This window comes from Paracoccus acridae, assembly GCF_014642735.1.
GTDB lineage: Bacteria > Pseudomonadota > Alphaproteobacteria > Rhodobacterales > Rhodobacteraceae > Paracoccus > Paracoccus acridae.
Window position 1 is genome coordinate 329,590 of the sequence record NZ_BMIV01000003.1, and the last position, 23,434, is coordinate 353,023.

Consider the following 23,434-nt stretch of genomic DNA (forward strand, 5'->3'; position numbering starts at 1 on the left):
CAGGAATGATGAACCGCGAAAAGCATATCTCGTCGGCCTTCGACCGCGATCTGGAAACGATCCAGGCCCTGGCCGTCAAGATGGGCGGCATGGTCGAGGCCGCCATCTCGGATGCCGCCACCGCCCTGGAAACCAGCGACGTGGAACTGGCCGAACAGGTGCGCCGCCGCGACAAGGCCATCGACGCGCTGGAGATGCAGATCAACGAGGACGCGGCCCGCCTGATCGCGCTGCGCGCGCCCACGGCCACCGACCTGCGCATGGTGCTCGCGGTGATGAAGATCGCCCATTCGCTGGAACGAGTGGGCGATTACGCCAAGAACATGGCCAAGCGCACCCATGTGCTGTCGCAGATGCCGCCCATCGACGGCGCGGGCCTGGCCCTGCGCCGGATGAGCACGGCGGTGGGCAAGATGGTCCAGGACGCGCTTGACAGCTATATCCGCCGGGACGCCGGCCTGGCCGAGGATGTGCGCCAGCGCGACCTGGAGGTGGACCAGATGTACAACGCGCTGTTCCGCGAGTTCCTGACGCACATGATGGAAGACCCGCGCAACATCACCGCCTGCATGCACCTGCATTTCATCGCCAAGAACGTCGAACGGATGGGCGATCTTGCCACCGCCGTCGCCGAACAGGTGATCTATCTTGTGACCGGAGAGATGCCCGAGGAAAGCCGCCCCAAGGACAACAACGTGCCGGGCCTGGGTTCCGGCGCGGCAGAGGCCTGACGGCGATGGCGCGGCAATCCCCCTGCGTCCTGGTGGTCGAGGACGAGGGCGCGCAGCGCGAGGTGCTGCAATACAACCTGGAGGCCGAGGGCTTCGCCGTCGTGGTGGCCGACAATGGCGAGGACGCGCTGCTGCTGGTCCAGGAAGAACAGCCGGACCTGATGGTGCTGGACTGGATGCTGCCCAAGGTCTCGGGGATCGAGGTCTGCCGCCAGGTCAAGGCGGACCCCGCCACCCGGTCGATCCCCATCATCATGCTGTCCGCCCGCAGCGAGGAAAGCGACCGCGTGCGGGGCCTGGAAACCGGGGCCGATGATTATGTCGTGAAGCCCTATTCCGTGGTCGAGCTGATGGCCCGGCTGCGCACGCAGTTGCGCCGCACCCGGCCCGCCAGCATGGGCGAACGGCTGTCCTTCGGCGACATCATTCTGGACGCCGCCGAACATCGCGTGTTCCGCGCGGGCCAGCCGCTGCATCTGGGCCCGACCGAATTCCGGCTGTTGTCCACGCTGATGGAAAAGCCGGGCCGGGTCTGGACGCGCGAACAGCTGCTGGACCGGGTCTGGGGGCGCGACATCTATGTCGATACGCGCACCATCGACGTGCATGTGGGCCGGTTGCGCAAGGCGCTGATGCAGAACGGCGGCGACAACCCGGTGCGCACGGTGCGCGGCACGGGATATTCGCTGGGCTAGGCCCGGTTGGCGATGAAGGAGATCACCTCCTCGATCCCGGGAATGGCATCGCCCGCACCGGGGATCGTCACCTTCAGCGCCGCCGCGCCCGCCGCCAGGCGCAGTGCCGCAGGGATCGTGTCGCCCCGATCCAGGGCGGCGGCGAAATAGCCCGTGAAGGTGTCGCCCGCCCCGGTCGTATCGACCGGATTGACCGGGAACGCGGCCTGGCGGTGAACCTCGCCCGTCATCAGATCCCGGTATTCCGCGCCGTCGCCCCCGCGCGTGATCAGCAGGCCTTGGACCGGCAGGTTCCCCGGCATGGCCGCGAACAGGGCCTCGGCCTCGCCCGCGTTCATGGCCAGGATCGTCGCATGGGGCAGCATCGGCCGAACCGCCTCGATATCGAAGGGCGCCGCGGAATAGACGACACGCGCGCCCACCCGCCGCGCGATCCGGGCCGCCTCGGTCTGGCCCGAGGTTTCGTTCTGGATCAGCAGCGTATCCTGCACCTTCATGGCCGATAGCGGCTTTTCCAGCATCGCCGGGGTGATCGCCCGGTTGGCGCCGGGATGGATGACGATGGAATTCTCGGCCTCTTGGTCCAGCAGGATGATGGCATGGCCCGTCGCCTGGCCGGACAGGCGCAGGATATCGGCGGTGCAGACGCCCCGGTCGCGCAGGCGGGCGATCACCCAGTCGTCGCCGGTGCCCATGGCCCCGACATGGTGGGTGATCGCGCCCGCACGCGCGGCCGCGATCGACTGGTTCGCGCCTTTGCCGCCCAGACCCTGCGCATAGCTGCGGGAGGCCAGCGTTTCGCCCGGCCTGGGCAGGTGATCCAGCCGATAAACGTGGTCGATATTGATCGACCCCAGGTTCCAGATCGCCATGAGCTTCCTTTCGATATGCCTTCTGGACATGGTGGCGGGCGCGCGGGGATTGTCCAGTAACGAAAAACGCGCCCCGCAGGGGGGCGCGCCAAGATCGTGGGATCGTGGATCAGTGCTTCTTGTGAAGCTTCCGCTTGTGCGGCGCCCACAGCCGCTTGTTCGTCAGATACAGCAGCGAGGTCAGCACGATCAAGAACAGCACCGACACCAGGCCGACCTGCTTGCGGTCGGTCAGCTTGGGTTCGGCGGTCCACATCAGGAAGGCCGAAACGTCGCGGGCCATCTGGTCGACCGTGGCGGGGGTGCCGTCCTCATAGGTGACCAGATCGTCCGACAGGGGCGGCGGCATGGCGATGTTGCCGCTGGCGAAGGCGGTGTTTTCGTAGAGCACCGTGCCCGCCTGTTCGACTTCCTCGCCGGTATAGCTGACCAGAAGCGCATGGATGTATTCCGGGCCGCCGATGCCGTTGACCAGCTGGCTGATGCCCGTCCCGTAGGGGCCGTGGAACGCCGCGCGGGCCTTGGCCATCAACGACAGATCCGGTCCCATGCCGTCACCCGTGACCGTGGGGAAGTGGTCCGTCGGAAGACGGGCACGTTCCTCGCCGGTTTCGGGGTCCAGGATCGGGGTCAGGTTCGCGGCATAGGCGCGGACCTGGTCCTCGGGCAGGCCGGGGCCGCCGTCGTCATGCAGCGTGCGGATCGGCACGAACTTCAGGCCGTGGCAGGCCGCGCAGACCTCGGTATAGACCTGAAGGCCGCGCTGAAGCTGGAACTGGTCGAACTTGCCGAAGGGACCCTCGAAGCTGAAGGCGATGTCCTCGATATGGACGGCGCCGTGGCTGTCGGCATGCTCTTCCTCGCCCTCGATCGCGGTGTGACCCTCGGCTTCGCTGGCGTCATCCTCGGGCGTGCCCTCGATGTCGTCATGGCCTTCCTCGGCCACCACCGTGCCGGTGGTTTCCGCCGGGGCGGCGGCTTCGTCGCCTTCCGTGACCTGGACCGCGTCCGCAGCCGGTTCGCCAGCATCGCTGGCGCCTTCGGCGGGCGCGTCGGTGGCGGGTTCCGCCGCAGCCGGTTCCGCCGCATCTTCGGCGGGCGCGGCAGCGGGTTCCTCGGCAGCGGGTTCCGCCGCAGGCTCGGCCGGGGCGGCGGGCTGTTCAGCCGCGTCCTCTGCCTGGGGTTCCGCCGGGGTTTCGCCGTCCGTCGCGGTCACCGAAGGCGTTTCCGGTGCCTCCATCGGCGTCTGCTCGGCCCCGGCGGGGGCTGTTGACGGCTCGGACGACTGGGCCGGCGCGGTTGCGCTTTCCCCAGCCGGGGTTTCTCCTGATCCGGCCTCGACCGGGGCGGCGGGCGCCTCGGCAGGGGTTTCCGCCGGTGTGGCGGCGGGTTCGGACGACTGCTGCGCACCGGTTCCCCCCTGGGGGGCGGGAACCGGAGTGGCCGCATCCTGCGCAAGGGCGACGCCGCCCGCAGAGATGGCCAGGGCCAGCGCGGCCGTGAGCGTCTTGGTTCTCAGGGTCATCGTCTGGCTCTCCTTACTCGGCCATGCGCGTGGGCGATTCGTAATGCGCAAGGTAGTCTTCCTCGATCGTGGCGGGCATCGGCTCGGGCTTCTCGATCACGCCCAGCAGCGGCAGGATGACCAGGAAATAGGCGAACCAATAGGCCGAGGCGATCAGCGAGATCGTGGCATAGGGTTCCTCGGCCGGCATGGCGCCGCACCACATCAGCAGCACGAAGTCCAGGGCCAGAAGCCAGTACCACCACTTGAACTGCGGGCGATAGCGGCCCGAGCGTACCCGGCTGGTGTCCAGCCACGGCACAAGCGCCATGACCAGGATCGCGCCGAACATCGCCAGCACGCCGAAGAACTTGGCGTCGATGATGCCGAAGGACAGGAACTGGACGATCTGCACGATCCAGACATCGGCCGTGAAGGCGCGCAGGATCGCGTAGAAGGGCAGGAAGTACCATTCCGGCACGATATGGGCCGGGGTCACCAGCGGGTTCGCCTCGATATAGTTGTCGGGGTGGCCCAGATAGTTCGGCATGAAGCCCACGACCGCGAAGAACACGACCAGCACGACGCCAAGCGCGAACAGGTCCTTCATCACGAAATAGGGCCAGAAGGGCAGGGTGTCCTTCTGCGCGTCTTCCTTGCTGGTGCGGCGCACCTCGACCCCGGTGGGGTTGTTGTTGCCGGTGGTGTGGAAGGCCCAGATATGGACGATCACAAGGCCCAGGATGACGAAGGGCAGCAGGTAGTGCAGCGAGAAGAAGCGGTTCAGCGTGGCATTATCCACGGCCGGTCCGCCCAGCAGCCATTGCTGGATCGCGCCGCCGACGCCCGGGACCGCGCCGAACAGGCCGGTGATCACGGTCGCGCCCCAGAAGGACATCTGGCCCCAGGGCAGCACATAGCCCATGAAGGCGGTGGCCATCATCAGGATATAGATCAGCATCCCGATGATATAGGTCACCTCGCGCGGGGCCTTGTAGTTGCCGTAGTAAAGGTTGCGGAACATGTGCAGATACACGGCCACGAAGAACAGCGAGGCGCCGTTCGCGTGCAGATAGCGCAGCATGTAGCCGCCGTTCACGTTGCGCATGATGTGTTCGACCGATGCGAAGGCCATGTCCACATGCGGCGTGTAATGCATCACCAGGACGATGCCGGTGACGATCTGCAGGACCAGGCAGAACATCAAGACGATGCCCCAGATCCACATCCAGTTCAGGTTCTTCGGCGTGGGGATCATGATCGTGTCATAGATCACGCCTGCGATCGGCAAGCGGCGGTAAAGCCACTTTTCAAAGCCCGTCTTGGGCTCGTAATGGTCGTGCGGAATTCCGGCCATCGAGATCCCTCCTCAGCCCAGCTTGATGGTGGTGTCGTCGAGGAATTCGGCGACGGGAATGTGCAGGTTCTGCGGCGCGGGGCCGCGGCGGATGCGTCCGGCGGTGTCATAATGCGAACCGTGGCAGGGGCAGAACCAGCCGCCGAAATCGCCCGCGCCGTCCCCGATGGGAACGCAGCCCAGGTGGGTGCAGACGCCGATCTGGACCAGCCATTCGCCGGCCTCGTCCAGGGTGCGGTTCTCGTCCGTGGCGGGGGCGGTGGGGTCGTTTGCGTTCTGCGCGCTGGGGTCGATCAGTTCGCTGACATCGACCGCGCGGGCGGCCTCGATCTCCTCGGCGGTGCGGCGGCGGATGAACACGGGCTTGCCCAGCCACTTGACGGTCAGCTGGGTGCCTTCCGCGACCCCGCTGACATCGACCTGGATCGAGGCGAGCGCCTGGACATCGGCCGAGGGGTTCATCTGGTTCACAAGCGTCCAGGCGGCGGCACCGGCGGCCACCGTGCCTGCGCCCGCCGTGGCATAATAGAGGAAATCCCTCCGGGTGCCTACGTGGTCATCTGCGTGGGACACGGGTCATTCTCCAATTCGGGCCGGGGACCGGCCGATACGACAATCCGGGCCGCGCATTGTCGCAGCCTTCGCGGGGGCGGTTCTAGCCTTCAATTATCTGTCAGTCCAGCGGGTAAGCCTCTGCAGGCGGCCCGGATGCCCAGCCGATGTTGGAAATTTGTCGCGGGCATTTCGTCGCAGGTTCTGGGGCAAGGGCCGGGCAAGACAGGGGGCTTTCAGCCCCCTTGGCCGCAAGCGGCCTTCACCCCCGAGGATATGTGAAGGAAGAAGAATCTCACAAAAGGCCCTGGCTGCGGAAGCTGAGTTCGCGCGACTTGCCGATGATCAGGTGGTCGTGGATGGTGATTCCCATGCTGTCGGCGGCCTGGGCGATCCGGGCCGTCATGGTGATGTCGGCATCCGAGGGCGTGGGATCGCCCGAAGGGTGGTTGTGGACCAGGATCAGGGCCGAGGCATTCAGTTCCAGGGCCCGCCGGATGATTTCGCGCGGATAGACGGGGACATGATCGACGGTGCCGCGCGCCTGTTCCTCGTCCGCGATCAGGACGTTCTTGCGGTCGAGATAGAGGACGCGGAACTGTTCGATCTCGCGATGCGCCATGGCGGTGTGGCAATAATCCAGAAGCGCGTCCCATCCTGACAGCACGGGGCGGTGCATGACCTTGGCCCGCGCCATGCGCTGCGCCGCAGCCTCGACGATCTTGAGTTCGGTGACAACGGCCGGGCCGACGCCCGCAACCTGTTCCAGCCGGGTAGCGGGGGCCGTCAGCACGCGGTTGAAGTCGCCGAAGGTCTCGATCAGGCGGCGGGCGAGGGGTTTCACGTCCTGGCGGGGAATGGCGCGGAACAGGACCAGTTCCAGCATCTCGTAATCCGGCATGGCGCTGGCGCCGCCCTTCATGAAGCGGTCGCGCAGCCGGGCGCGGTGATCGGCCAGATAGGACAGCGCCTTGCCGCCGGGAACCGCGATCAGGGCCGCCTCGTCGGGGGCGGGCTGGAACAAGGGCGGGGGCATTTCGCCAAAGGTGCGATTCGGGTCCATGGCGCCAGCATGGACCCGCAGCGGTGAAGGAAAGGTTAACGCGCGGGATCAGCCGCGCATCCCCTCCCAGAAGTTCTTGACCTTGTTGAAGAAGCTGTCGGATTGCGGGCTGTTGTCGGCCTGTTCGGCCTCGAACTCGCGCAGCAATTCGCGCTGGCGGGCGGTCAGGTTCACGGGGGTTTCCACGACCAGTTCGATCAGCATGTCCCCTGGCTCGCCCGCGGCGCCAGGGCCGTGGCGCAGGGGCGGCATCCCCTTGCCGCGCAGGCGCATCTGCCGGCCCGACTGGCTGCCGGCCGGAACCTTGACGCGGGCGCGGCCGCCGTCGATGGTCGGCACCTCGACCTCTCCGCCCAGGGCGGCGGTGGCCATGCTGACCGGCACCTGGCAGGCCAGGACCTTGCCGTCGCGCAGGAAGATCGCGTGGTCCTGCACCTCGATGAAGATATAAAGATCGCCCGCCGGGCCGCCGCGCAGGCCTGCCTCGCCCTCGCCGGCCAGGCGGATGCGGGTGCCGGTTTCCACGCCGGCGGGGATGTTCACCGACAGCGTGCGTTCGCGTTCGATGCGGCCCGCGCCATGGCAGGCCTTGCAGGGGTTCTTGACGATCTGGCCCTGGCCGCCACAGGTGGGGCAGGTGCGTTCGACGGTGAAGAAGCCCTGCTGAGCCCGGACCTTGCCCATGCCCGCGCAGGTCGGGCAGGCGGCGGGCTGGGTCGCGCCTTCGGCGCCGGTGCCCTGGCATTCCTCGCAGGCGATGGAGCCGGGAACGGTGATCGACTTCTTCAGCCCGGCATAGGCGTCTTCCAGGCTGACCCGCAAGTTATAGCGCAGATCCTGGCCCCGTTGTGCCCGCGAACGGCCCCCGCCGCCGCCCCGGCGGCCCATCATGTCGCCGAACAGATCCTCGAACACATCGGCGAAGGCGCTGCCGAAATCGCCCGGATGCGCGCCGCGTCCGTTGAAGCCGCCCATGCCGCCGTCAAAGGCCGCATGGCCGAAGCGGTCATAGGCCGCCTTCTTCTGGTCGTCCTTGAGGCAGTCATACGCCTCGTTGGCTTCCTTGAAATGGGCTTCGGCCTGAGGGTTGTCCTTGTTGCGGTCGGGATGAAGTTCCTTCGCCTTCTGGCGATAGGCCTTCTTGATTTCCTCGGCCGATGCCCCGCGCGTCACGCCCAGAACCTCGTAATAGCAACGCTTGGCCATCTTTTGTCCTGTCTGGTTCCCCAACGAAACGGCCGGCCCGCGTCATCCCGCGGACCGGCCCCGAAAGGGTGCGGCCCGGATCAGCCGCGCTTCTTGTCTTCGCCGAGATCCTCGAAATCGGCATCCACGATGTCGTCGTCCACGTTGCGCGCGCGGTCGCCGTCGTCGTCACCGGCATCCGGCGACGCCTGCTGCGACTTGTAGATCGCCTCGCCCAGCTTCATGGACGCATCCATCACGTTCTGGATGCCGCCGCGGATCTTGCCCGCGTCGTCCGACTTGACCGCTTCTTCCAGGGCGCCCACGGCCAGCTCGATCGCCTCGACGGTCGAGCCATCGACCTTGTCGCCGTGTTCTTCCAGCGACTTCCTGGTCGAATGGATCAGGCTTTCGGCCTGGTTCTTGGCCTCGACCAGTTCGCGGCGCTGCTTGTCGGCATCGGCATTGGCTTCCGCGTCCTTCACCATCCGCTCGATATCCTCGTCGGTCAGGCCGCCCGAGGCCTGGATGGTGATGTTCTGCGTCTTGCCGGTGCCCTTGTCCTTGGCGCTGACGGACACGATGCCGTTGGCGTCGATGTCGAAGGTCACCTCGATCTGCGGCAACCCGCGCGGCGCGGGCGGGATGTCCTCAAGGTTGAACTGGCCCAGAAGCTTGTTGTCCGCGGCCATTTCGCGTTCGCCCTGGAACACCCGGATCGTCACGGCGTTCTGGTTGTCCTCGGCGGTCGAGAAGATCTGCGACTTCTTGGTCGGGATCGTGGTGTTGCGGTCGATCAGGCGCGTGAACACGCCGCCCAGGGTTTCGATGCCCAGCGACAGCGGCGTCACGTCCAGCAGGACCACGTCCTTGACGTCGCCTTGCAGCACGCCGGCCTGGATGGCCGCGCCCAGGGCCACGACCTCGTCGGGGTTGACGCCCTTGTGGGGCTCCTTGCCGAAGAACTCGGTCACGGCCTCGATCACCTTGGGCATCCGGGTCATGCCGCCGACCAGGACGATCTCGTCGATGTCGGATTTCGACACGCCCGCGTCCTTGATGGCGTCGGCCACCGGCTTCATGGTGCGCTTGATGAGGTCGCCCACCAGGCTTTCCAGCTTGGCGCGCGTCAGCTTGATGACCAGGTGCAGCGGGGTGCCGCTGTTCTTGTCCATGCTGATGAACGGCTGGTTGATTTCCGTCTGGCTGGCCGAGGACAGTTCGATCTTGGCCTTCTCGGCGGCTTCCTTCAGGCGCTGAAGGGCCATCTTGTCCTTGGTCAGATCGACGCCGTGTTCCTTTTTGAACTCGTCCGCCAGATAGTTGACGATGCGCATGTCGAAGTCTTCGCCGCCCAGGAACGTGTCCCCGTTGGTCGATTTCACCTCGAACAACCCGTCGTCGATTTCCAGGATGGTGATGTCGAAGGTACCGCCGCCAAGGTCATAGACCGCGATGGTCTTGCTGTCCTTCTTGTCCAGGCCATAGGCCAGGGCGGCCGCGGTCGGCTCGTTGATGATGCGCAGGACTTCCAGGCCCGCGATCTTGCCCGCGTCCTTGGTCGCCTGACGCTGCGCGTCGTTGAAATAGGCGGGAACCGTGATGACGGCCTGCGTCACCGTCTCGCCCAGATAGGATTCGGCGGTTTCCTTCATCTTCTGAAGGATCATCGCGCTGACCTGGGCGGGGGAATACTTCTCGCCCCGCACCTCGACCCAGGCGTCGCCGTTGCCGGCATCCACGATGTTGTAGGGGACAAGCTTCTTGTCTTTTTCAACCGCCTCGTCGCCGATGCGGCGGCCGATCAGGCGCTTGACGGCAAAGACGGTGTTGGTGGGGTTCGTGACCGCCTGGCGCTTGGCAGGCTGGCCAACCAGACGCTCGCTTTCCGTGAAGCCCACGATCGAGGGCGTGGTGCGCGCGCCTTCGCTGTTCTCGATGACCTTGGGCTGGCTGCCGTCCATGATCGCGACGCAGCTGTTCGTGGTGCCGAGGTCGATGCCGATGACTTTTGACATGCTTGTTTCCTTCTTGCGGCGATTACACTGGACTTCGGGTCCGTTACGGCCCCCGAGGCCCGATCCCAAAAACACTCTTCAGGTCCGGGAACCCGGACGCTTCGGGGGTGTATATAGGGATGGTTTGAAGCCCCGCAAGCGCCGGATGCGGGCAATTTGCGCCTGCTCAATCAGCCGCGCTCCAGCTGATGGATTCGTATTTGCGGGTGGTGAAGTTGATCAGCAGCCCGATCATCATGGCCGCCAGCGAGAACCAGAGCGCGTAAAGCGGATCGGTCTTCAGGGGCGTGTAGTTGATGAACAGAAAGCCGCGCTGCTGGTCGATGATGTGGAACAGCGGGTTCCAGATGAACCAGGGCAGCAGGGCATTGGGCACCAGGTTGCCCACGAACATCTTGCCCGAGGCGAACATGTTGATCCGCTGATAGGCTGTGGTGAGCAGCTTGGACCCGCGCGGCGACCAGGGCCGGATCCCTAGGAACACCAGTCCGATGCAGGCCCCCGAAAACCACGACAGCAGATACATTCCCAGGGATCCCGGCCAGAAGTCGAACCGGATCGGCGCGATCACCACATGATACAGCCACAGGATCGCGATGCAGCTGACCGTCTGGCGGTAAAGCACCGCCAGGGCCGCCGAGGCGATCAGGATCGCAGGGTTGAGCGGTTCGTGCTTGACCAGCCCGCCCGAGACCGAATGGCTGCCCGCCACCGCGCCCGAGGCCTGGACATGGACCATGAACATGAAGATGCCCGACATCAGATACAGCATGAAATCGCCGCGAATGGGCGAGTTGCGCACCCCCATGACCAGGTAGATCAGCAGGAACGCCATCATGAAGATCGCGGATTGCAGGATCGTCAGCAGCAGGCCCATGACCGCGTTGCGATGATCGTTGCGCAGGTTGTAGACGGTCTGGTGATAGATCAGGCCAAGCGTCGTTCCGCCCGCCTGGATGATCGTGCTGTTCTTTCGCTGGTTGAACAAAGTCCCTGCCCGCCTGCTGCCTTGTCCGACGGGCGCTTGCCCAAGCCGTCCGCCGCGATCATAAGAGTGTCCGGCCCTCCTCACAATCGACAGGGCCGTGCCGAAAGGGCCGTCAGGGAAGGAAACTAGATGGAATTTGAACGACTGACCGCCCTGATGCGGACACTGGCCCTGCAGGCGGGGGCACGGATCATGGAAATCTATCAGGCCGATGATTTCGAAATCCGGGCGAAATCCGACGATTCGCCCGTCACCGCCGCGGACGAGGCCGCCGATGCGCTGATCTCGGCCGGGCTGCGCGAGGCCTTCCCGGACATCCCCCTGATCACCGAGGAGCAGGCCGCGAGCCATGGCCAGGCCGCGCAAACCTTCCTGATCGTCGATCCGCTGGACGGCACCAAGGAATTCGTGCAGCGGCGCGGCGATTTCACGGTCAACATCGCCTATGTCCAGGACGGGGTGCCGCTGCATGGCGTGGTCTATGCCCCGGCCAAGGGACGGCTGTTCTATACCACCGCCGACGGGCGCTCGGTCGAGGAGCACGGCCCCTTCGGCGAGGTTCCGGGCGAAACCGTTCCCATCGGCGTGAACCCGATCCCCGACAACCGCGGGTTGATGGTGGTGGCGTCGAAATCCCATCGCGACGCCGCGACCGACGACTATATCGCCCAATACGCGGTGCGCGACATGACCAGTGCCGGGTCGTCGCTGAAGTTCTGCCTTGTGGCGACGGGCGAGGCCGATCTTTACCCCCGGCTGGGGCGCACGATGGAATGGGACACGGCGGCGGGCGATGCCGTGCTGCGTGGCGCCGGCGGCGAAGTGGTCCGGTTCGACGACCATACCCCCCTGACCTATGGCAAGCCGGGGTTCGAAAACCCGTTCTTCATCGCCTTCGCGCCGGGCGTGCTGCTGGTTCGGGCCTGACATGTCGGTCGTGATCGTCATTCCCGCCCGCCATGCCTCGACCCGCTATCCGGGCAAGCCGCTGGTCGATCTGCGCGGCGCGTCGGGCCAGGCGCGAAGCCTGATCCGGCGCAGCTGGGACGCGGCCATGGCGGTCTCGGGCGTGGAGCGGGTGGTGGTGGCCACCGACGACGACCGGATCCGCGAGCACGCGGAAGGGTTCGGGGCCGAGGTGGTGATGACCTCGGCCTTGTGCCGCAATGGCACCGAACGCTGCGCCGAGGCGGTGGCGAACCTGGGCCTGACGCCCGAGATCGTGGTGAACCTGCAGGGCGACGCGCCCCTGACCCCTGCCTGGTTCGTCGAGGATCTGGTGGCGGGCCTGCGCGCCGGCCCCGGCTTCGACGTGGCGACGCCGGTCCTGCGCTGCACGGGCCGGATGCGCGCGGATCTTGTCGCGGACCGCCATGCAGGCCGCGTGGGCGGCACCACGGCGGTCTTCGGTCATGACGGACAGGCGCTGTATTTTTCCAAGGAAGTCATCCCCTTCGCTGCGGGCGATTTCGGCAATGAAGACCCCAGCCCGGTCTTTCATCATGTGGGCGTCTATGCCTATCGCCCCGGGGCGCTTGCGGATTATGCGACCTGGGGCGAAGGCCGCCTGGAAGGGCTGGAAGGGCTTGAACAGTTGCGGTTCCTGGAACGCGGCCGCCGCATCCTGTGCGTCGAGGTCGAGTCGCGCGGCCGACTGTTCTGGGAACTGAACAACCCCCAGGATGTGCCCCGACTGGAGGAGATGATGCGGGCCATGAACCTGGACTGAAGTCTCCGCAACCGCCGATAAAGAGCATTTGCCGAAAATCGGGCGTGTTTTTCTGCAATTGCATTGGCGCCAAACTGCCGAGGACGCTATGATTGCGCTTGAACAATGCAGCCTTTGCGGGTGACTTTGCGTTAAGCTGCGTTCGGCCCTCGATGGCCCCGAAAGATCGAAAAAGGTGTCAGCACATGACTCGTAAAGTAACCAAGGCCATCTTCCCCGTAGCTGGTCTGGGGACACGCTTTCTTCCCGCCACGAAAAGCATCCCGAAAGAGATCATGACGCTGGTTGACCGGCCCCTGATCCAATACGCCATCGACGAGGCGCGGGCGGCGGGCATCACCGAATTCATCTTCGTCACCTCGCGCGGCAAGGGTGCCTTGGAAGATTATTTCGACCATGCGCATGAACTGGAAAGCAGCCTGAAGAAATCCGGCAAGAACGACCTGCTGGAAGTCCTGCGCACCACCAACATGGAATCCGGCGCCATCGCCTATATCCGCCAGCACAAGGCCCTGGGCCTGGGTCACGCGGTCTGGTGCGCGCGCCGCCTGGTGGCCGATGACGAACCTTTTGCGGTGGTGCTGACGGACGACGTGATCATGGGCGACCCGCCCTGCCTGCAGCAGATGATCGAGGCTTATGGCGAAACCGGCGGCAGCATGGTCGCCACCATGGAGGTCGCGCCCGAAAAGGCCCAGGCCTATGGCGTGCTGGACGTGGCCGAGGACATGGGCGCCATCGTCAAGGTGCGCGGCATGGTCGAAAAGCCCCCGCTGGGCACGGCACCGTCGAACCTGGCGGTGATCGGGCGCTATATCCTGGCGCCGACGGTCATGCAGAACCTCAACAAGCTGAAAGCCGGGTCGGGCGGGGAAATCCAGCTGACCGACGCCATCGCCGACGACATCGCCGCAGGGCGCGACGTCTTCGGCCTGCGCTTCCGCGGCCAGCGGTTCGACTGCGGATCGAAGGCCGGCTTCCTGCAGGCGACGGTGGCCTTCGGCCTGGAACGCGACGAGTTGAAGGAAGAATTCGCCGAATACCTGCACGACATCATGTCGATGCGCCGGGCGGCCGAATAATCCATGTCCCGGACGGTATTGGTGACGGGGGGTGCGGGCTATATCGGCTCGCACGCCTGCAAGGCCCTGGGTGCGGCTGGCTATGTGCCGGTGACGCTGGACAACCTTTCGACAGGCTGGCGCGATGCGGTGAAGTTCGGGCCCTTCGTGCAGGCCGACCTTCTGGACCGGGCGGCCCTGGATGCGGCATTCGCCGAACACCGACCCGCCGCCGTGCTGCATTTCGCCGCGCTGAGCCAGGTGGGCGAGGCGATGGCCGAACCCGGCAAATACTGGCGCAACAATGTCAGCGGATCGCTGAACCTGATCGAGGCCGCCATCGACGCGGGCTGCCTGGATTTCGTCTTCAGTTCCACCTGCGCGACCTATGGCGACCGTGACGGAGAGGTTCTGGACGAGGACACCCCCCAGGCGCCTTTGAACGCCTATGGCGCCTCCAAGCGCGCGATCGAGGACATGCTGGTCGATTTCGGCGCCTCGCACGGGCTGCGCTCGGTCATCTTCCGCTATTTCAACGTGGCAGGCGCTGATCCAGAAGGCGAGGTCGGCGAACATCACCGCCCCGAAACCCATCTGATCCCGCTGATCCTGGATGCGGTCGATGGCAAGCGCGCGGCGCTGACGGTTCACGGGACCGACTATCCCACCCCCGACGGCACCTGCATTCGCGATTACGTCCATGTCATGGATCTTGTCGATGCGCATGTGAGGGGCCTTGAATGGCTGCGTGCCGGCAAGGGCAGCCGGGTCTTCTGCCTGGGCACCGGCGACGGCTTTTCGGTGCGCGAGGTGGTGGACGCGACCCGCCATGTCACCAACCGCCCGGTGCCGATGGTCGATGGCCCGCGCCGGGGGGGCGATGCGGTCAAGCTGGTCTGCGGCAGCACGCGGGCCAAGGCCGAACTGGGCTGGCAACCCCTGCGGTCCACCATGCAGCAGATGATCGGGGATGCCTGGCGGTGGCATCAGAACGGATCCTATCAGGCGTGACTGCCGACAGGCCCCCCGCATGGCGCCGGGCCTGGTCGGCCTGGCGGCTGCGCTGGAAGCGGCGAAAGCTGTTGTGGCGCTGCCTGCGTGCCGCGCGCGACCTGACCCCGCTGTCCGACCGCACGGCAGCGATCCGGCCGGGGGACATCCTGTGCCTTGCCACTGTCCGCAATGAAATGCTGCGCCTGCCGCAGTTTCTGGACCATTACCGCCGCCTGGGCGTCACGGCCTTCCTGATCGTGGACAATGCCAGCACCGACGGCACCGACGGCTTCCTGAGGGATCAGCCGGACGTGTCTGTGTGGCGTGCGGCAGGCGGTTATCGGGCGGCGCGGTTCGGCATGACCTGGCTGGGCGCGCTGCTTTTCCGGTATGGGCATGGGCACTGGTGCCTGACAGTCGATGCCGATGAACTGCTGGTCTATCCCGACTGGGACCGCCGCCCGCTGCCGGAACTGACGGCCCACCTGGACGCGGTCGGGCGCCCTGCGATGGGTGCGATGATGCTGGATCTGTATCCGCGCGGGCCGCTGGATCGAGCCGATGCGGGTCCGCAGGCGACCTTGACCGAACGGCTGCCCTGGTTCGATCCGTCCCCTTATCGCTGCCGCGTGGTCGCCCCGAAACGCAACCGCATCCTGCATGGCGGCGTCCGGGAACGGGTCTTCTTTCCCCACGACCCCGACCGGGGTCCGACGCTGAACAAGCTGCCGCTGGTGCGCTGGAACCGGCGATACGTTTATGTCAATTCGACCCATTCGCTGCTGCCCCCCAGGCTGAACGACGAATATGACGGTCCCGGCGACCCCCGCCTGTCCGGAGTGCTGCTTCATGGCAAGTTCCTGCCCGACAGCCCCGCCCGTGCGTCCGAGGAATTGGTCCGGCGCCAACATTTCGTTGCCCCACAGGAGTATCGCGGTTATCACGCGGCCATCGCCGAGGCCCCGACCCTCTGGCACGAAGGTTCGGTCAGGTACGAGGGATGGGGGCAACTTCTTGGCCTCGGGCTGATGGGGCGGGACAATGGCTCCCCGGTGACGGTTGAATTGTTAATGGTGTTTTTACCAGGGGCGTGTATCCGGCCCGGCAATGTATTTTTGATCTGCAGGCATTACAGGTGGTGACAGGGGCGGGGATTCGAAGAAGGCTGGGGGCGCTTCCGATCATCGGTCGCCTGCGCCGGCGCGCGGAACGGCAGCGCCTGATCGCGCGGGGCCTGCGCAGCCGCACCGCCTTGCGCGCGATCTCCGACCGCACGCGCCGGATCGAACGCGGCGATATCCTGTGTTTCGTCACCCTGCGGGACGAAAGGGCGCGGCTGCCCTGGTTCCTGTCCTATTATCGGGCCATGGGGGTGCGGCATTTCCTGATCGTGGACAATGCCAGCCAAGACGGCAGCGGCGATTATCTGTGTGCCCAGCCGGATGTGTCGCTGTGGTGGACCGATCACGGCTACAAGGCTGCGCGTTTCGGGATGGACTGGATCAACTGGCTGTTGCTGAGGCATGGCCGGGGGCACTGGTGCCTGACCGTCGATCCCGACGAGTTCCTGGTCTATCCGCATCATGACCAGCGTCCCCTGGCGGCGCTGACCAGCTGGCTGGATGCGATCGGGCGCCGGTCCTTTCCGGCGATGCTTCTGGACATGTATCCCAAGGGCGCGATCGAGGATGCGGTCTGCGCCGAAGGCCAGGATCCTTTCGACGTGGCCCGCTGGTTCGACCCCGCCAACTACTCGATCCAGAAGAACGAGTATTTCGGCAACCTGTGGATCCAGGGCGGGCCGCGAACGCGGGCTTTCTTTACCCACGATCCCCTGGCGGGACCGGCGCTGAACAAGATCCCGCTGGTGAAGTGGAGCGCGCGCTATGCCTATGTCAGTTCCACGCACATGCTGCTGCCGCGCGGGCTGAACCTTGTCTATGACGAGGATGGGGGCGAACTGATCTCGGGCTGTCTGCTGCATGCCAAGTTCCTGTCCAGCTTTTCCGCCAAGTCGGCCGAGGAGTTGGACCGCCGACAGCATTACGGCGGCAGCCAGGAATACCGCGCCTATCACGCCGGCCTGCATCGCGGCGTCCAGTTGTGGTGCAGCGAATCGCGCGAATAGCGCGACTGGCAACAGCTCGAGGATCTGGGCCTGATTTCCCGGGGGAACTGGGCATGAAGGCGGCGGTGCGCCTTGGCGTGGTGCTGCTTTGCCATGGCGATCTGGATCTGGTGGCGCGGCTGGCGCGGATCTGGACAAGCGGCGGGGCGCGGGTGGCGCTTCATGTCGATGCCAAGGTGTCGGCTGCCAAGGTCGCCGGGCTTCGCCGGTCGTTGCAGGATTGCGACCAGATCATCTTCAGCAGGCGCCACCGCTGTTCCTGGGGGCGCTTCAGCCTGGTCCGCGCGACCCAGGATGCCGCCGCCGAACTGTTGCAACGGTTCCCCGACACCACCCATGTCTATCTCGCCTCGGGGGCATGCCTGCCGCTGCGGCCCATATCGGACCTGACCGCCTATCTGGCGGCCGATCCCGATCGCGATCATATCGAAAGCGTCAGCACCCACGACGTGGGCTGGACCGTCGGCGGTCTGAACCACGAACGCTTCACCCTGTTCTTTCCCTTCGACTGGAAACGGCACCGCTGGCTGTTCGACCGCTTCGTCGCCTGGCAGCGCAGGCGCGGCATCCGCCGCCGGATGCCGGCCGGGCTGTCCCCGCATCTTGGGTCGCAATGGTGGTGCCTGACCGCGCGGACCCTGCGCGCGATCCTGGAGGATCCGCGGCGGGCAGAGTTCGACCGGTTCTTCCGCCTTGTCTGGATACCCGACGAAAGCTATTTCCAGACCCTGGTGCGGCTGCATTCGACAACGGTGGAAAGCTGGTCGCTGACCATGGCCAAGTTCGACCATGCCGGCCGGCCTTATTGCCTTTACGACGACCATGTCGCCATGCTGGCCGAATCGCGCTGCTTCGTCGCACGCAAGGTCTGGCCAGGCGCCGCGCATCTGCTGTCGCATTTTCCCCTGCCCGACGAAGGGCGCCCGCAGGTCGATCCGCCCCAGCCGGCGCGGATTTCCCGCATCATCAACCAAACCGTGCGCCGGCGCGTCCTGGGAAGGCCGGGGCTTTACATGCAAAGCCGCTTTCCCCGCAAGGATGCGGAGAACGGCAAGACCTCGGCCCCCTATGCGGTGATCCAGGGGCTGACCGACATCTTTCCCGGCTTCGAGGACTGGCTGCGGGGGCATCTGTCCTGCCATGTCCATGGCCACCTGTTCAGCCCCGAGGGAGCCGAATTCGCCGGGCGCCCGCGCGTCGGGCCGGGGGCGATCTCGTCTGATCCGCTGATCCGCGACCGCGACCCGCAGGGCTTCCTGACATCCCTGATCCGCATTGCGGACCCGATGCAGGTGTTCCAGTTCAGCCCGCGCGACAATCAGGCTTTGAACTGGTTCATGGCGACCGATCCCCATGCGCATATGCTGGTCGTGTCCGGCGCGTGGAAGTTGCCCTTGCTGCATTCCGGGATGCCCTTCGACGACGTGCGCCGCATCTTCGCGCAATTGCAGCGGATCGAACTGGAACAGCTGGACGTGCTGAATTCCCTTTGGGTCCGGGCCAGGCTGCACCACCACGACCTGGGTGAATTCCTGCTGAACCCCCGGACGATCCTTCAGGATTTCCTGTTGCAGATCGACCCTCATTCCCTGCCCATCACCACGCTGCCCGCCATGCGCGACCTGACCGGGCTGGACGGGATGCTGCGGCGGCTGCGCAATTCCGGCCTGCGCCCGCGCCTGACGGGCGAGGATCTGCCCCCTGTCGAGCTTCTGACCACCGAAAGGGAGGCCGCCGAATGACCGAAGGATTCCGCAGCTTCGTGATCTTCGCCGAGATGCGCACCGGGTCCAACCTGCTGGAAGCGACGCTGAACGCCGTCAAGGGCGTCACCTGCTTTGGCGAGGCGTTCAACCCCTATATGATGGGCTGGCCCGACAAGGACGAGATGCTGGGCGTCACGCGCGAGGCGCGCGAGGCCGACCCCCTGCCGCTGCTGGCCAAGCTGACCGACCGGCCGGGGCATCTGCCGGGCTTTCGCTATTTCCACGACCACGATCCGCGGGTGCTGGAGCCGATCATCCAGGACCGCCGCTGCGCCAAGATCATCCTGACGCGCAATCCGCTGGACAGCTATGTCTCGACCCGGCTGGCCTGGGAAACGAACCAGTGGAAGCTGAACGAGACGGAAACGCCGATCCCCGCCCGCATCACCTATGACGGGGCCGAGTTCCGGCAGATGCTGTCGGCCATGGCCGAATTCCGCAGCCATGTCGTCGGCCGCCTGCAGGCGACGGGCCAGGTGGCCTTTCACCTGGACTATGACGACCTGCGCGATGCCGCCGTGATGACCGGGCTGCTGCACTGGCTGGGCCGCAGCGATCTGGACCGGGTGGAACCCGCCCGCGACCAAGTGCCCCAGAACCCGCAGGAACTGGCGCGAAAGGTCGCGAATTTCGATGCCATGCAGGCCGATCTGCAGGACATTGACCCGTTCCTGCTGCATCGCCTGCCGCTGTTCGAACCCCGGCGCGGACCGGCGGTGCCAAGCTTCGTCGCGGCGGACGGGGGGCGGGGGCTGCTGTTCATGCCGGTCAGGGGCGGATCGGAACGGACCGTGCGGGACTGGCTGGGCAGGTTGGGGGCGACCCAGGGGGATTTCACCCAATCGACCCTGCGCCAGTGGAAGCGTGCCAGGCCGGGCCACCGCAGCTTTACCGTCCTGCGCCATCCGTTGCTGCGGGCCTGGACAGCCTTCGACATCCTTCTGACACGCGGCAATTCCGAGCAGAGAGAGGTCCTGCGCCGCCTGCACCGGGTCGCCCTGCCGCCCGAGGACGCGCTGCCCGGTCTGGCGGGGGACGCGCGCATCGCCGTCTTTGCCGATTTCCTGGCCTTCCTGCGCCGGAACCTGAATGGGCAGACATCGCTGCCCACCCAGCCTGCCTGGGCCAGCCAGAACGAGGTTCTGGCGGGCTTTGCCCGTTTTGCCCTGCCAGACATGGTGGTGCGAGAGGATCGGCTGGCCGAGGATCTGGACCATCTTGCCCGCGCGGCGGGGGTCAAGAACGCCCGTCTGGACGGGGTTCAGCCACCGCAGGTGCCCGACGCCTTGCGCGACCCCGGTCTGGCCGAGGCCGCGCAGGCGGCATACGGGCGCGACTATGTCACCTTCGGCTTCGACCTGATGCCCTAGGCTTGCAGCAGGGCGGCCAGTTCCGCCTGCTTTTCGCGGACCAGGGCCATATCGCCATCCGCTTCCAGGTTCAGCCGCACCACCGGTTCGGTGTTCGACTTGCGCAGGTTGAAGCGCCAGTTCCCGAAATCCAGCGACACCCCGTCCAGGTCGTCGCGGCCGTGCGCCTGGGGTTCGTATTTCTCGATCAGCCGGGCGATCGCCGCATCGGGGTCGTCGATGTGATAGTTCGTCTCGCCCGAGGACGGGTAGAGCCGCATCCGTTCCTCCAGCAGTTCGGCAAGGGTCTTGCCCTTGCGCGACAGCAATTCGATCATCAGCAGCCAGGGGATCATGCCGCTGTCGCAGTAATAGAAGTCGCGGAAGTAATGATGCGCCGACATCTCGCCGCCATAGATCGCGCCCACGTCGCGCATCTTGCGCTTGATGAAGGCATGGCCGGTCTTGCTGACCACAGGCTCTCCTCCGGCTTCCTGGATCATGGCGCGGGTGTTCATGATGACGCGGGGGTCGTGGACGATCTTCTCGCCCGGCGATTTTTCCAGGAAGGCCGCGCCCAGCAGGCCCACGATGTATTCGCCGGGGATGAAGCGGCCGTTTTCGTCGAAGAAGAAGCAGCGGTCGAAATCGCCGTCCCAGGCCACGCCCAGATCGGCATCCTCGGCCTTGACCTTTTCCACGGTGGGGGGCTGGTTCTCGTCCAGAAGCGGGTTGGGGATGCCGTTGGGGAAACTGCTGTCCACGTCGTGGTGCATCCGCACGAAGGTCAGCGGCGCGCCGCGCTTTTCCAGTTCGGCGGCGATGGCGTCGAAGGTCGGGCCGGCGGTGCCGTTGCCGGCGTTCACCACGATCTTCATCGGCTTCAGGACCGACACGTCCACGAAATCCGCCATGGCACGCGCGTAATCCGCACGGGCACCGCTGAAATCGGTGACGCTGCCCTTGGTCGCGGGCGCAAAGCTGCCGCCGGTCGCCAGTTCCACGATGGGCGGCAGTTCGGTCGCCGGATCCAGCGGGGCCGACCCGCGCCCCACGATCTTCATGCCGTTGTAGTTGATGGGGTTGTGGGATGCCGTGACCTCGATCCCGCCATCGGTGTCGTGGAAGCCGGTGTGGAAATAAACCTCCTCGGTCCCGGCCAGGCCCAGGTCCAGCACGTCGGCGCCGCCATCCGTCAGCCCCTCGATCAGCGCGGCGGCCAGTTCGGGCGAGGATTCGCGGCTGTCGCGGCCCACGACCACGCGCTTGGCCTGGCGGGCCTGGGCAAAGGCGCGGCCGATGCGATAGGCGACATCCGCGTCCAGGTTCTTGCCCAGTTCGCCGCGAACGTCATAGGCCTTGAAGCAGGTGATGTCGCGATGGCCGAGATTGCCTTTGTCGCTCATGGGCATGATCCTTGCTGAACAGTCGAATTGACCAAGCGCTAACAGGACGCCTTGGAAATTCAAGGCGCATCTGGTCCCTCTGGTCTAGGTGACGCGCAACGCGAAGGGCGATAGAACGTTCCCGACGAAGGAGATGCCCATGGACACCAAGACCCTGATCGCCGCCTATTACGACGCCTTCAACGCGGGCCGCACCGACGAGATGCTGGCCCTGCTGCATGACGAGGTGGAGCATCACGTCAACGAAGGCGGCATCCGCAAGGGCAAGGCGCTGTTTGCCGACTTCAACCGGCACATGACGGAAAGCTACAAGGAAACGCTGACCGACATGGTGATCTTCGCCAATGAAGCGGGTGACCGCGCGGCAGCGGAATTCGTGGTGAACGGCACCTATTTGAAGACCGACGAAGGCCTGCCCGAGGCGAAGGACCAGACCTATCGCCTGCCCGCCGGCACCTTCTTCACCATCCGCGACGGCAAGATCGCGCGCGTCACCACCTATTACAACCTGGCCGACTGGACGCGGCAGGTCAGCCAATGAGTGTCACGACGCGCGTCCTGACCGGAGAGGCGCTGGCCGCCGCGCTGGAAGACGTCGCGCGTCTGCGGATCCGGGTCTTCCGAGATTTCCCCTATCTTTACGATGGGGATGCCGATTACGAACGCGATTACCTGCGCGCCTATCAGTCGCCCGGCGCGGTGGTCGTGGCGGCGCTTGACGGCACGGCGGTCGTGGGGGCGGCGACCGGCGCGCCCATGGCCGACCATGCCGCCGATTTCGCCGCCGCCTTCGAAGGCAGGCCCGAACCGCTGGACCAGATCTTCTATTGCGCGGAATCGGTCCTGCTGCCGGAATATCGCGGCCAGGGCATCGGTCATGCCTTCTTCGACGCGCGCGAATCCCATGCCCGCGATCTTGGCCTGACCTTCAGCGCCTTTTGCAGCGTGATCCGCCCTGCCGACCACCCCGCGCGGCCTGCGGGTTACCGTCCGCTGGACGATTTCTGGCGCAAGCGGGGATACCAGCCGCTGCCCGGCGTCGTCGCGCAGTTTTCCTGGAAGGATCTGGGCGACAAGGCCGAGACCGAAAAAGACCTGCAATTCTGGATGCGAAGCCTGTGAAGATCGCCGCCGCCGCCTATCCGATCGATTGGTTCGACAGCTTCGCCGATTACGAGGCCAAGCTTGACCGATGGGTCGCCGACGCCCAGGGCGCCGACCTGCTGGTGTTCCCCGAATATGGCGCGATGGAGCTTGCCTCGCTGGGCGGGCGCGACGCCGCGGGCGATCTGGAGGCGTCACTGCACGAGGTCGCGCGGCACTGGCCGCAGATCCAGGCCGTGCATCAGCGCCTGGCGGCAAGGCATGGCTGCCACATCCTTGGCGCCTCCGGTCCCGTCTTCGACGGGCGGCGCCCGGTCAATCGCGCGATCCTCTATGGTCCCCAGGGCATCATCGGCCACCAGGACAAGCAGATCATGACCCGGTTCGAGCGCGAGGACTGGAACGTGATCGGTGCCCCCGGCTTGCGGGTCTTCGATACGGCCCTGGGCCGGATCGGCATCCTGATCTGCTATGACAGCGAATTTCCCCTGCTTGGCCGGGTACTGGCGCGCGCCGGGGTGGAACTGCTGCTGGTGCCAAGCTGCACCGACACCGTGGCGGGGTTCAACCGCGTGCGCATCGGCGCCATGGCCCGCGCGCTGGAAAGCCAATGCGTCGTGGTCCAGTCGCCCACCGTCGGCGCCTGCGACTGGATGCCCGCCCTGGACGAGAACCGGGGCCGGGCGGCGATCTATGGCCCGCCCGACGGGTTCTGGCCGGAAACCGGGATCATCGCCGAAGGCACGATGGACCAGCCCGGCTGGGTCATGGCCGAGGTCGATCTGTCCCGCGTCGCGGACAGCCGCCGGAACGGCGCGGTGCTGCCCTTTGCCCATTGGCCGGAAAGCGAAGGCGCAGAAACCATTTCCTGAGCGCCTGCGTTTTATGGACGACAAAGGCTGTTCGCGGCCTCATTCCGTGCCATATCCTGCG

Annotated in this window: 22 protein-coding genes; 13 read left to right on the plus strand and 9 right to left on the minus strand. The window is 65.8% G+C overall.

Annotation, left to right across the window (positions count from 1 at the left end; genetic code table 11):
* Window positions 1-8: 8 nt before the first annotated feature.
* Both phoU and phoB read left to right on the plus strand, forming a co-directional pair.
* Window positions 9-731, plus strand: coding sequence for a phosphate signaling complex protein PhoU (gene phoU / locus IEX25_RS06915; RefSeq protein WP_103172129.1), 723 nt, complete (start codon window positions 9-11; stop codon window positions 729-731).
* A 5-nt stretch (window positions 732-736) separates the two neighbouring features.
* On the plus strand, window positions 737-1,426 hold the full coding sequence (gene phoB / locus IEX25_RS06920) for a phosphate regulon transcriptional regulator PhoB (protein ID WP_103171994.1): 690 nt from the start codon (window positions 737-739) through the stop codon (window positions 1,424-1,426).
* Here phoB and IEX25_RS06925 read toward each other — a convergent pair.
* The 8 genes from IEX25_RS06925 to IEX25_RS06960 all read right to left on the minus strand — a co-directional run bounded on the left by IEX25_RS06925 (window position 1,423) and on the right by IEX25_RS06960 (window position 10,965).
* Window positions 1,423-2,298: a ribokinase gene (locus IEX25_RS06925; RefSeq protein WP_188714584.1), complete on the minus strand. Its 876-nt coding sequence runs from the start codon at window positions 2,296-2,298 to the stop codon at window positions 1,423-1,425. The genes phoB and IEX25_RS06925 overlap by 4 nt on opposite strands.
* 109 nt (window positions 2,299-2,407) lie before the next feature.
* Window positions 2,408-3,169, minus strand: a complete 762-nt coding sequence (locus tag IEX25_RS20070) for a cytochrome c1 (RefSeq protein ID WP_229665092.1) — start codon at window positions 3,167-3,169, stop codon at window positions 2,408-2,410.
* Between the two features lie 667 nt (window positions 3,170-3,836).
* Window positions 3,837-5,159 (minus strand): cytochrome b, encoded by a 1,323-nt coding sequence (gene petB, locus IEX25_RS06935; protein ID WP_103171991.1) that lies wholly within the window; start codon window positions 5,157-5,159, stop codon window positions 3,837-3,839.
* Between the two features lie 12 nt (window positions 5,160-5,171).
* On the minus strand, window positions 5,172-5,732 hold the full coding sequence (petA, locus tag IEX25_RS06940) for a ubiquinol-cytochrome c reductase iron-sulfur subunit (RefSeq protein WP_103171990.1): 561 nt from the start codon (window positions 5,730-5,732) through the stop codon (window positions 5,172-5,174).
* A gap of 274 nt (window positions 5,733-6,006) precedes the next feature.
* Window positions 6,007-6,774, minus strand: a complete 768-nt coding sequence (radC, locus tag IEX25_RS06945; RefSeq protein ID WP_188714586.1) for a RadC family protein — start codon at window positions 6,772-6,774, stop codon at window positions 6,007-6,009.
* A 48-nt stretch (window positions 6,775-6,822) separates the two neighbouring features.
* On the minus strand, window positions 6,823-7,980 hold the full coding sequence (gene dnaJ, locus IEX25_RS06950; RefSeq protein WP_103171988.1) for a molecular chaperone DnaJ: 1,158 nt from the start codon (window positions 7,978-7,980) through the stop codon (window positions 6,823-6,825).
* Window positions 7,981-8,060: 80 nt separating this feature from the next.
* A complete protein-coding gene (gene dnaK, locus IEX25_RS06955) occupies window positions 8,061-9,977 on the minus strand; it encodes a molecular chaperone DnaK (protein ID WP_188714587.1) in 1,917 nt (638 codons plus the stop codon).
* Between the two features lie 166 nt (window positions 9,978-10,143).
* A complete protein-coding gene (locus IEX25_RS06960; protein ID WP_103171986.1) occupies window positions 10,144-10,965 on the minus strand; it encodes an ABC transporter permease in 822 nt (273 codons plus the stop codon).
* Window positions 10,966-11,094: 129 nt separating this feature from the next.
* Here IEX25_RS06960 and cysQ point away from each other — a divergent pair, with 129 nt between their 5' ends.
* The 8 genes from cysQ to IEX25_RS07000 all read left to right on the plus strand — a co-directional run bounded on the left by cysQ (window position 11,095) and on the right by IEX25_RS07000 (window position 20,012).
* Window positions 11,095-11,892, plus strand: a complete 798-nt coding sequence (cysQ, locus tag IEX25_RS06965) for a 3'(2'),5'-bisphosphate nucleotidase CysQ (RefSeq protein WP_103171985.1) — start codon at window positions 11,095-11,097, stop codon at window positions 11,890-11,892.
* Window position 11,893: 1 nt separating this feature from the next.
* Window positions 11,894-12,694, plus strand: coding sequence for a 3-deoxy-manno-octulosonate cytidylyltransferase (locus IEX25_RS06970; protein ID WP_188714588.1), 801 nt, complete (start codon window positions 11,894-11,896; stop codon window positions 12,692-12,694).
* Between the two features lie 185 nt (window positions 12,695-12,879).
* Window positions 12,880-13,776 (plus strand): UTP--glucose-1-phosphate uridylyltransferase, encoded by an 897-nt coding sequence (locus tag IEX25_RS06975; RefSeq protein WP_103171983.1) that lies wholly within the window; start codon window positions 12,880-12,882, stop codon window positions 13,774-13,776.
* A 3-nt stretch (window positions 13,777-13,779) separates the two neighbouring features.
* A complete protein-coding gene (gene galE / locus IEX25_RS06980; RefSeq protein WP_188714589.1) occupies window positions 13,780-14,766 on the plus strand; it encodes a UDP-glucose 4-epimerase GalE in 987 nt (328 codons plus the stop codon).
* Window positions 14,763-15,890, plus strand: coding sequence for a glycosyltransferase family 2 protein (locus IEX25_RS06985; RefSeq protein WP_188714590.1), 1,128 nt, complete (start codon window positions 14,763-14,765; stop codon window positions 15,888-15,890). Before galE ends, IEX25_RS06985 begins: the two co-directional genes overlap by 4 nt.
* On the plus strand, window positions 15,884-16,876 hold the full coding sequence (locus IEX25_RS06990) for a glycosyltransferase family 2 protein (RefSeq protein WP_370463838.1): 993 nt from the start codon (window positions 15,884-15,886) through the stop codon (window positions 16,874-16,876). The genes IEX25_RS06985 and IEX25_RS06990 overlap by 7 nt, the downstream gene beginning before the upstream one ends.
* 53 nt (window positions 16,877-16,929) lie before the next feature.
* Window positions 16,930-18,618 carry a DUF5927 domain-containing protein gene (locus IEX25_RS06995; protein ID WP_188714591.1) on the plus strand — a complete coding sequence of 563 codons (1,689 nt, stop codon included), beginning with the start codon at window positions 16,930-16,932 and terminating at the stop codon, window positions 18,616-18,618.
* Window positions 18,615-20,012, plus strand: a complete 1,398-nt coding sequence (locus tag IEX25_RS07000) for a hypothetical protein (RefSeq protein WP_188714592.1) — start codon at window positions 18,615-18,617, stop codon at window positions 20,010-20,012. Before IEX25_RS06995 ends, IEX25_RS07000 begins: the two co-directional genes overlap by 4 nt.
* On the opposite strand, the gene IEX25_RS07005 is transcribed toward IEX25_RS07000, so the two are convergent.
* Window positions 20,009-21,397 (minus strand): phosphohexomutase domain-containing protein, encoded by a 1,389-nt coding sequence (locus IEX25_RS07005; RefSeq protein ID WP_188714593.1) that lies wholly within the window; start codon window positions 21,395-21,397, stop codon window positions 20,009-20,011. The two genes, IEX25_RS07000 and IEX25_RS07005, sit on opposite strands and share 4 nt — an antisense overlap.
* A 139-nt stretch (window positions 21,398-21,536) precedes the next feature.
* Between IEX25_RS07005 and IEX25_RS07010 the strand changes: the two genes are divergently transcribed.
* From IEX25_RS07010 to IEX25_RS07020, 3 genes are read left to right on the plus strand one after another with little or no spacing between them, the layout of a single operon-like run.
* Complete coding sequence (locus IEX25_RS07010) at window positions 21,537-21,938, plus strand: ketosteroid isomerase-related protein (protein WP_188714594.1); 402 nt, start codon at window positions 21,537-21,539, stop codon at window positions 21,936-21,938.
* Window positions 21,935-22,519 (plus strand): GNAT family N-acetyltransferase, encoded by a 585-nt coding sequence (locus IEX25_RS07015; RefSeq protein ID WP_103171976.1) that lies wholly within the window; start codon window positions 21,935-21,937, stop codon window positions 22,517-22,519. The genes IEX25_RS07010 and IEX25_RS07015 overlap by 4 nt, the downstream gene beginning before the upstream one ends.
* Window positions 22,516-23,373: a carbon-nitrogen hydrolase family protein gene (locus IEX25_RS07020; protein WP_188714595.1), complete on the plus strand. Its 858-nt coding sequence runs from the start codon at window positions 22,516-22,518 to the stop codon at window positions 23,371-23,373. The genes IEX25_RS07015 and IEX25_RS07020 overlap by 4 nt, the downstream gene beginning before the upstream one ends.
* The last annotated feature ends 61 nt before the right edge of the window (window positions 23,374-23,434 follow it).

Coding starts and splice junctions, on each gene's coding strand:
- phoU (WP_103172129.1), top strand. CDS start 9: ATGAACCGCGAAAAGCATATCTCGTCGGCCTTCGACCGCGATCTGGAA.
- phoB (WP_103171994.1), top strand. CDS start 737: ATGGCGCGGCAATCCCCCTGCGTCCTGGTGGTCGAGGACGAGGGCGCG.
- IEX25_RS06925 (WP_188714584.1), bottom strand. CDS start 2,298: ATGGCGATCTGGAACCTGGGGTCGATCAATATCGACCACGTTTATCGG.
- petB (WP_103171991.1), bottom strand. CDS start 5,159: ATGGCCGGAATTCCGCACGACCATTACGAGCCCAAGACGGGCTTTGAA.
- radC (WP_188714586.1), bottom strand. CDS start 6,774: ATGGACCCGAATCGCACCTTTGGCGAAATGCCCCCGCCCTTGTTCCAG.
- dnaJ (WP_103171988.1), bottom strand. CDS start 7,980: ATGGCCAAGCGTTGCTATTACGAGGTTCTGGGCGTGACGCGCGGGGCA.
- dnaK (WP_188714587.1), bottom strand. CDS start 9,977: ATGTCAAAAGTCATCGGCATCGACCTCGGCACCACGAACAGCTGCGTC.
- cysQ (WP_103171985.1), top strand. CDS start 11,095: ATGGAATTTGAACGACTGACCGCCCTGATGCGGACACTGGCCCTGCAG.
- IEX25_RS06970 (WP_188714588.1), top strand. CDS start 11,894: ATGTCGGTCGTGATCGTCATTCCCGCCCGCCATGCCTCGACCCGCTAT.
- IEX25_RS06975 (WP_103171983.1), top strand. CDS start 12,880: ATGACTCGTAAAGTAACCAAGGCCATCTTCCCCGTAGCTGGTCTGGGG.
- galE (WP_188714589.1), top strand. CDS start 13,780: ATGTCCCGGACGGTATTGGTGACGGGGGGTGCGGGCTATATCGGCTCG.
- IEX25_RS06995 (WP_188714591.1), top strand. CDS start 16,930: ATGAAGGCGGCGGTGCGCCTTGGCGTGGTGCTGCTTTGCCATGGCGAT.
- IEX25_RS07000 (WP_188714592.1), top strand. CDS start 18,615: ATGACCGAAGGATTCCGCAGCTTCGTGATCTTCGCCGAGATGCGCACC.
- IEX25_RS07005 (WP_188714593.1), bottom strand. CDS start 21,397: ATGAGCGACAAAGGCAATCTCGGCCATCGCGACATCACCTGCTTCAAG.
- IEX25_RS07010 (WP_188714594.1), top strand. CDS start 21,537: ATGGACACCAAGACCCTGATCGCCGCCTATTACGACGCCTTCAACGCG.
- IEX25_RS07015 (WP_103171976.1), top strand. CDS start 21,935: ATGAGTGTCACGACGCGCGTCCTGACCGGAGAGGCGCTGGCCGCCGCG.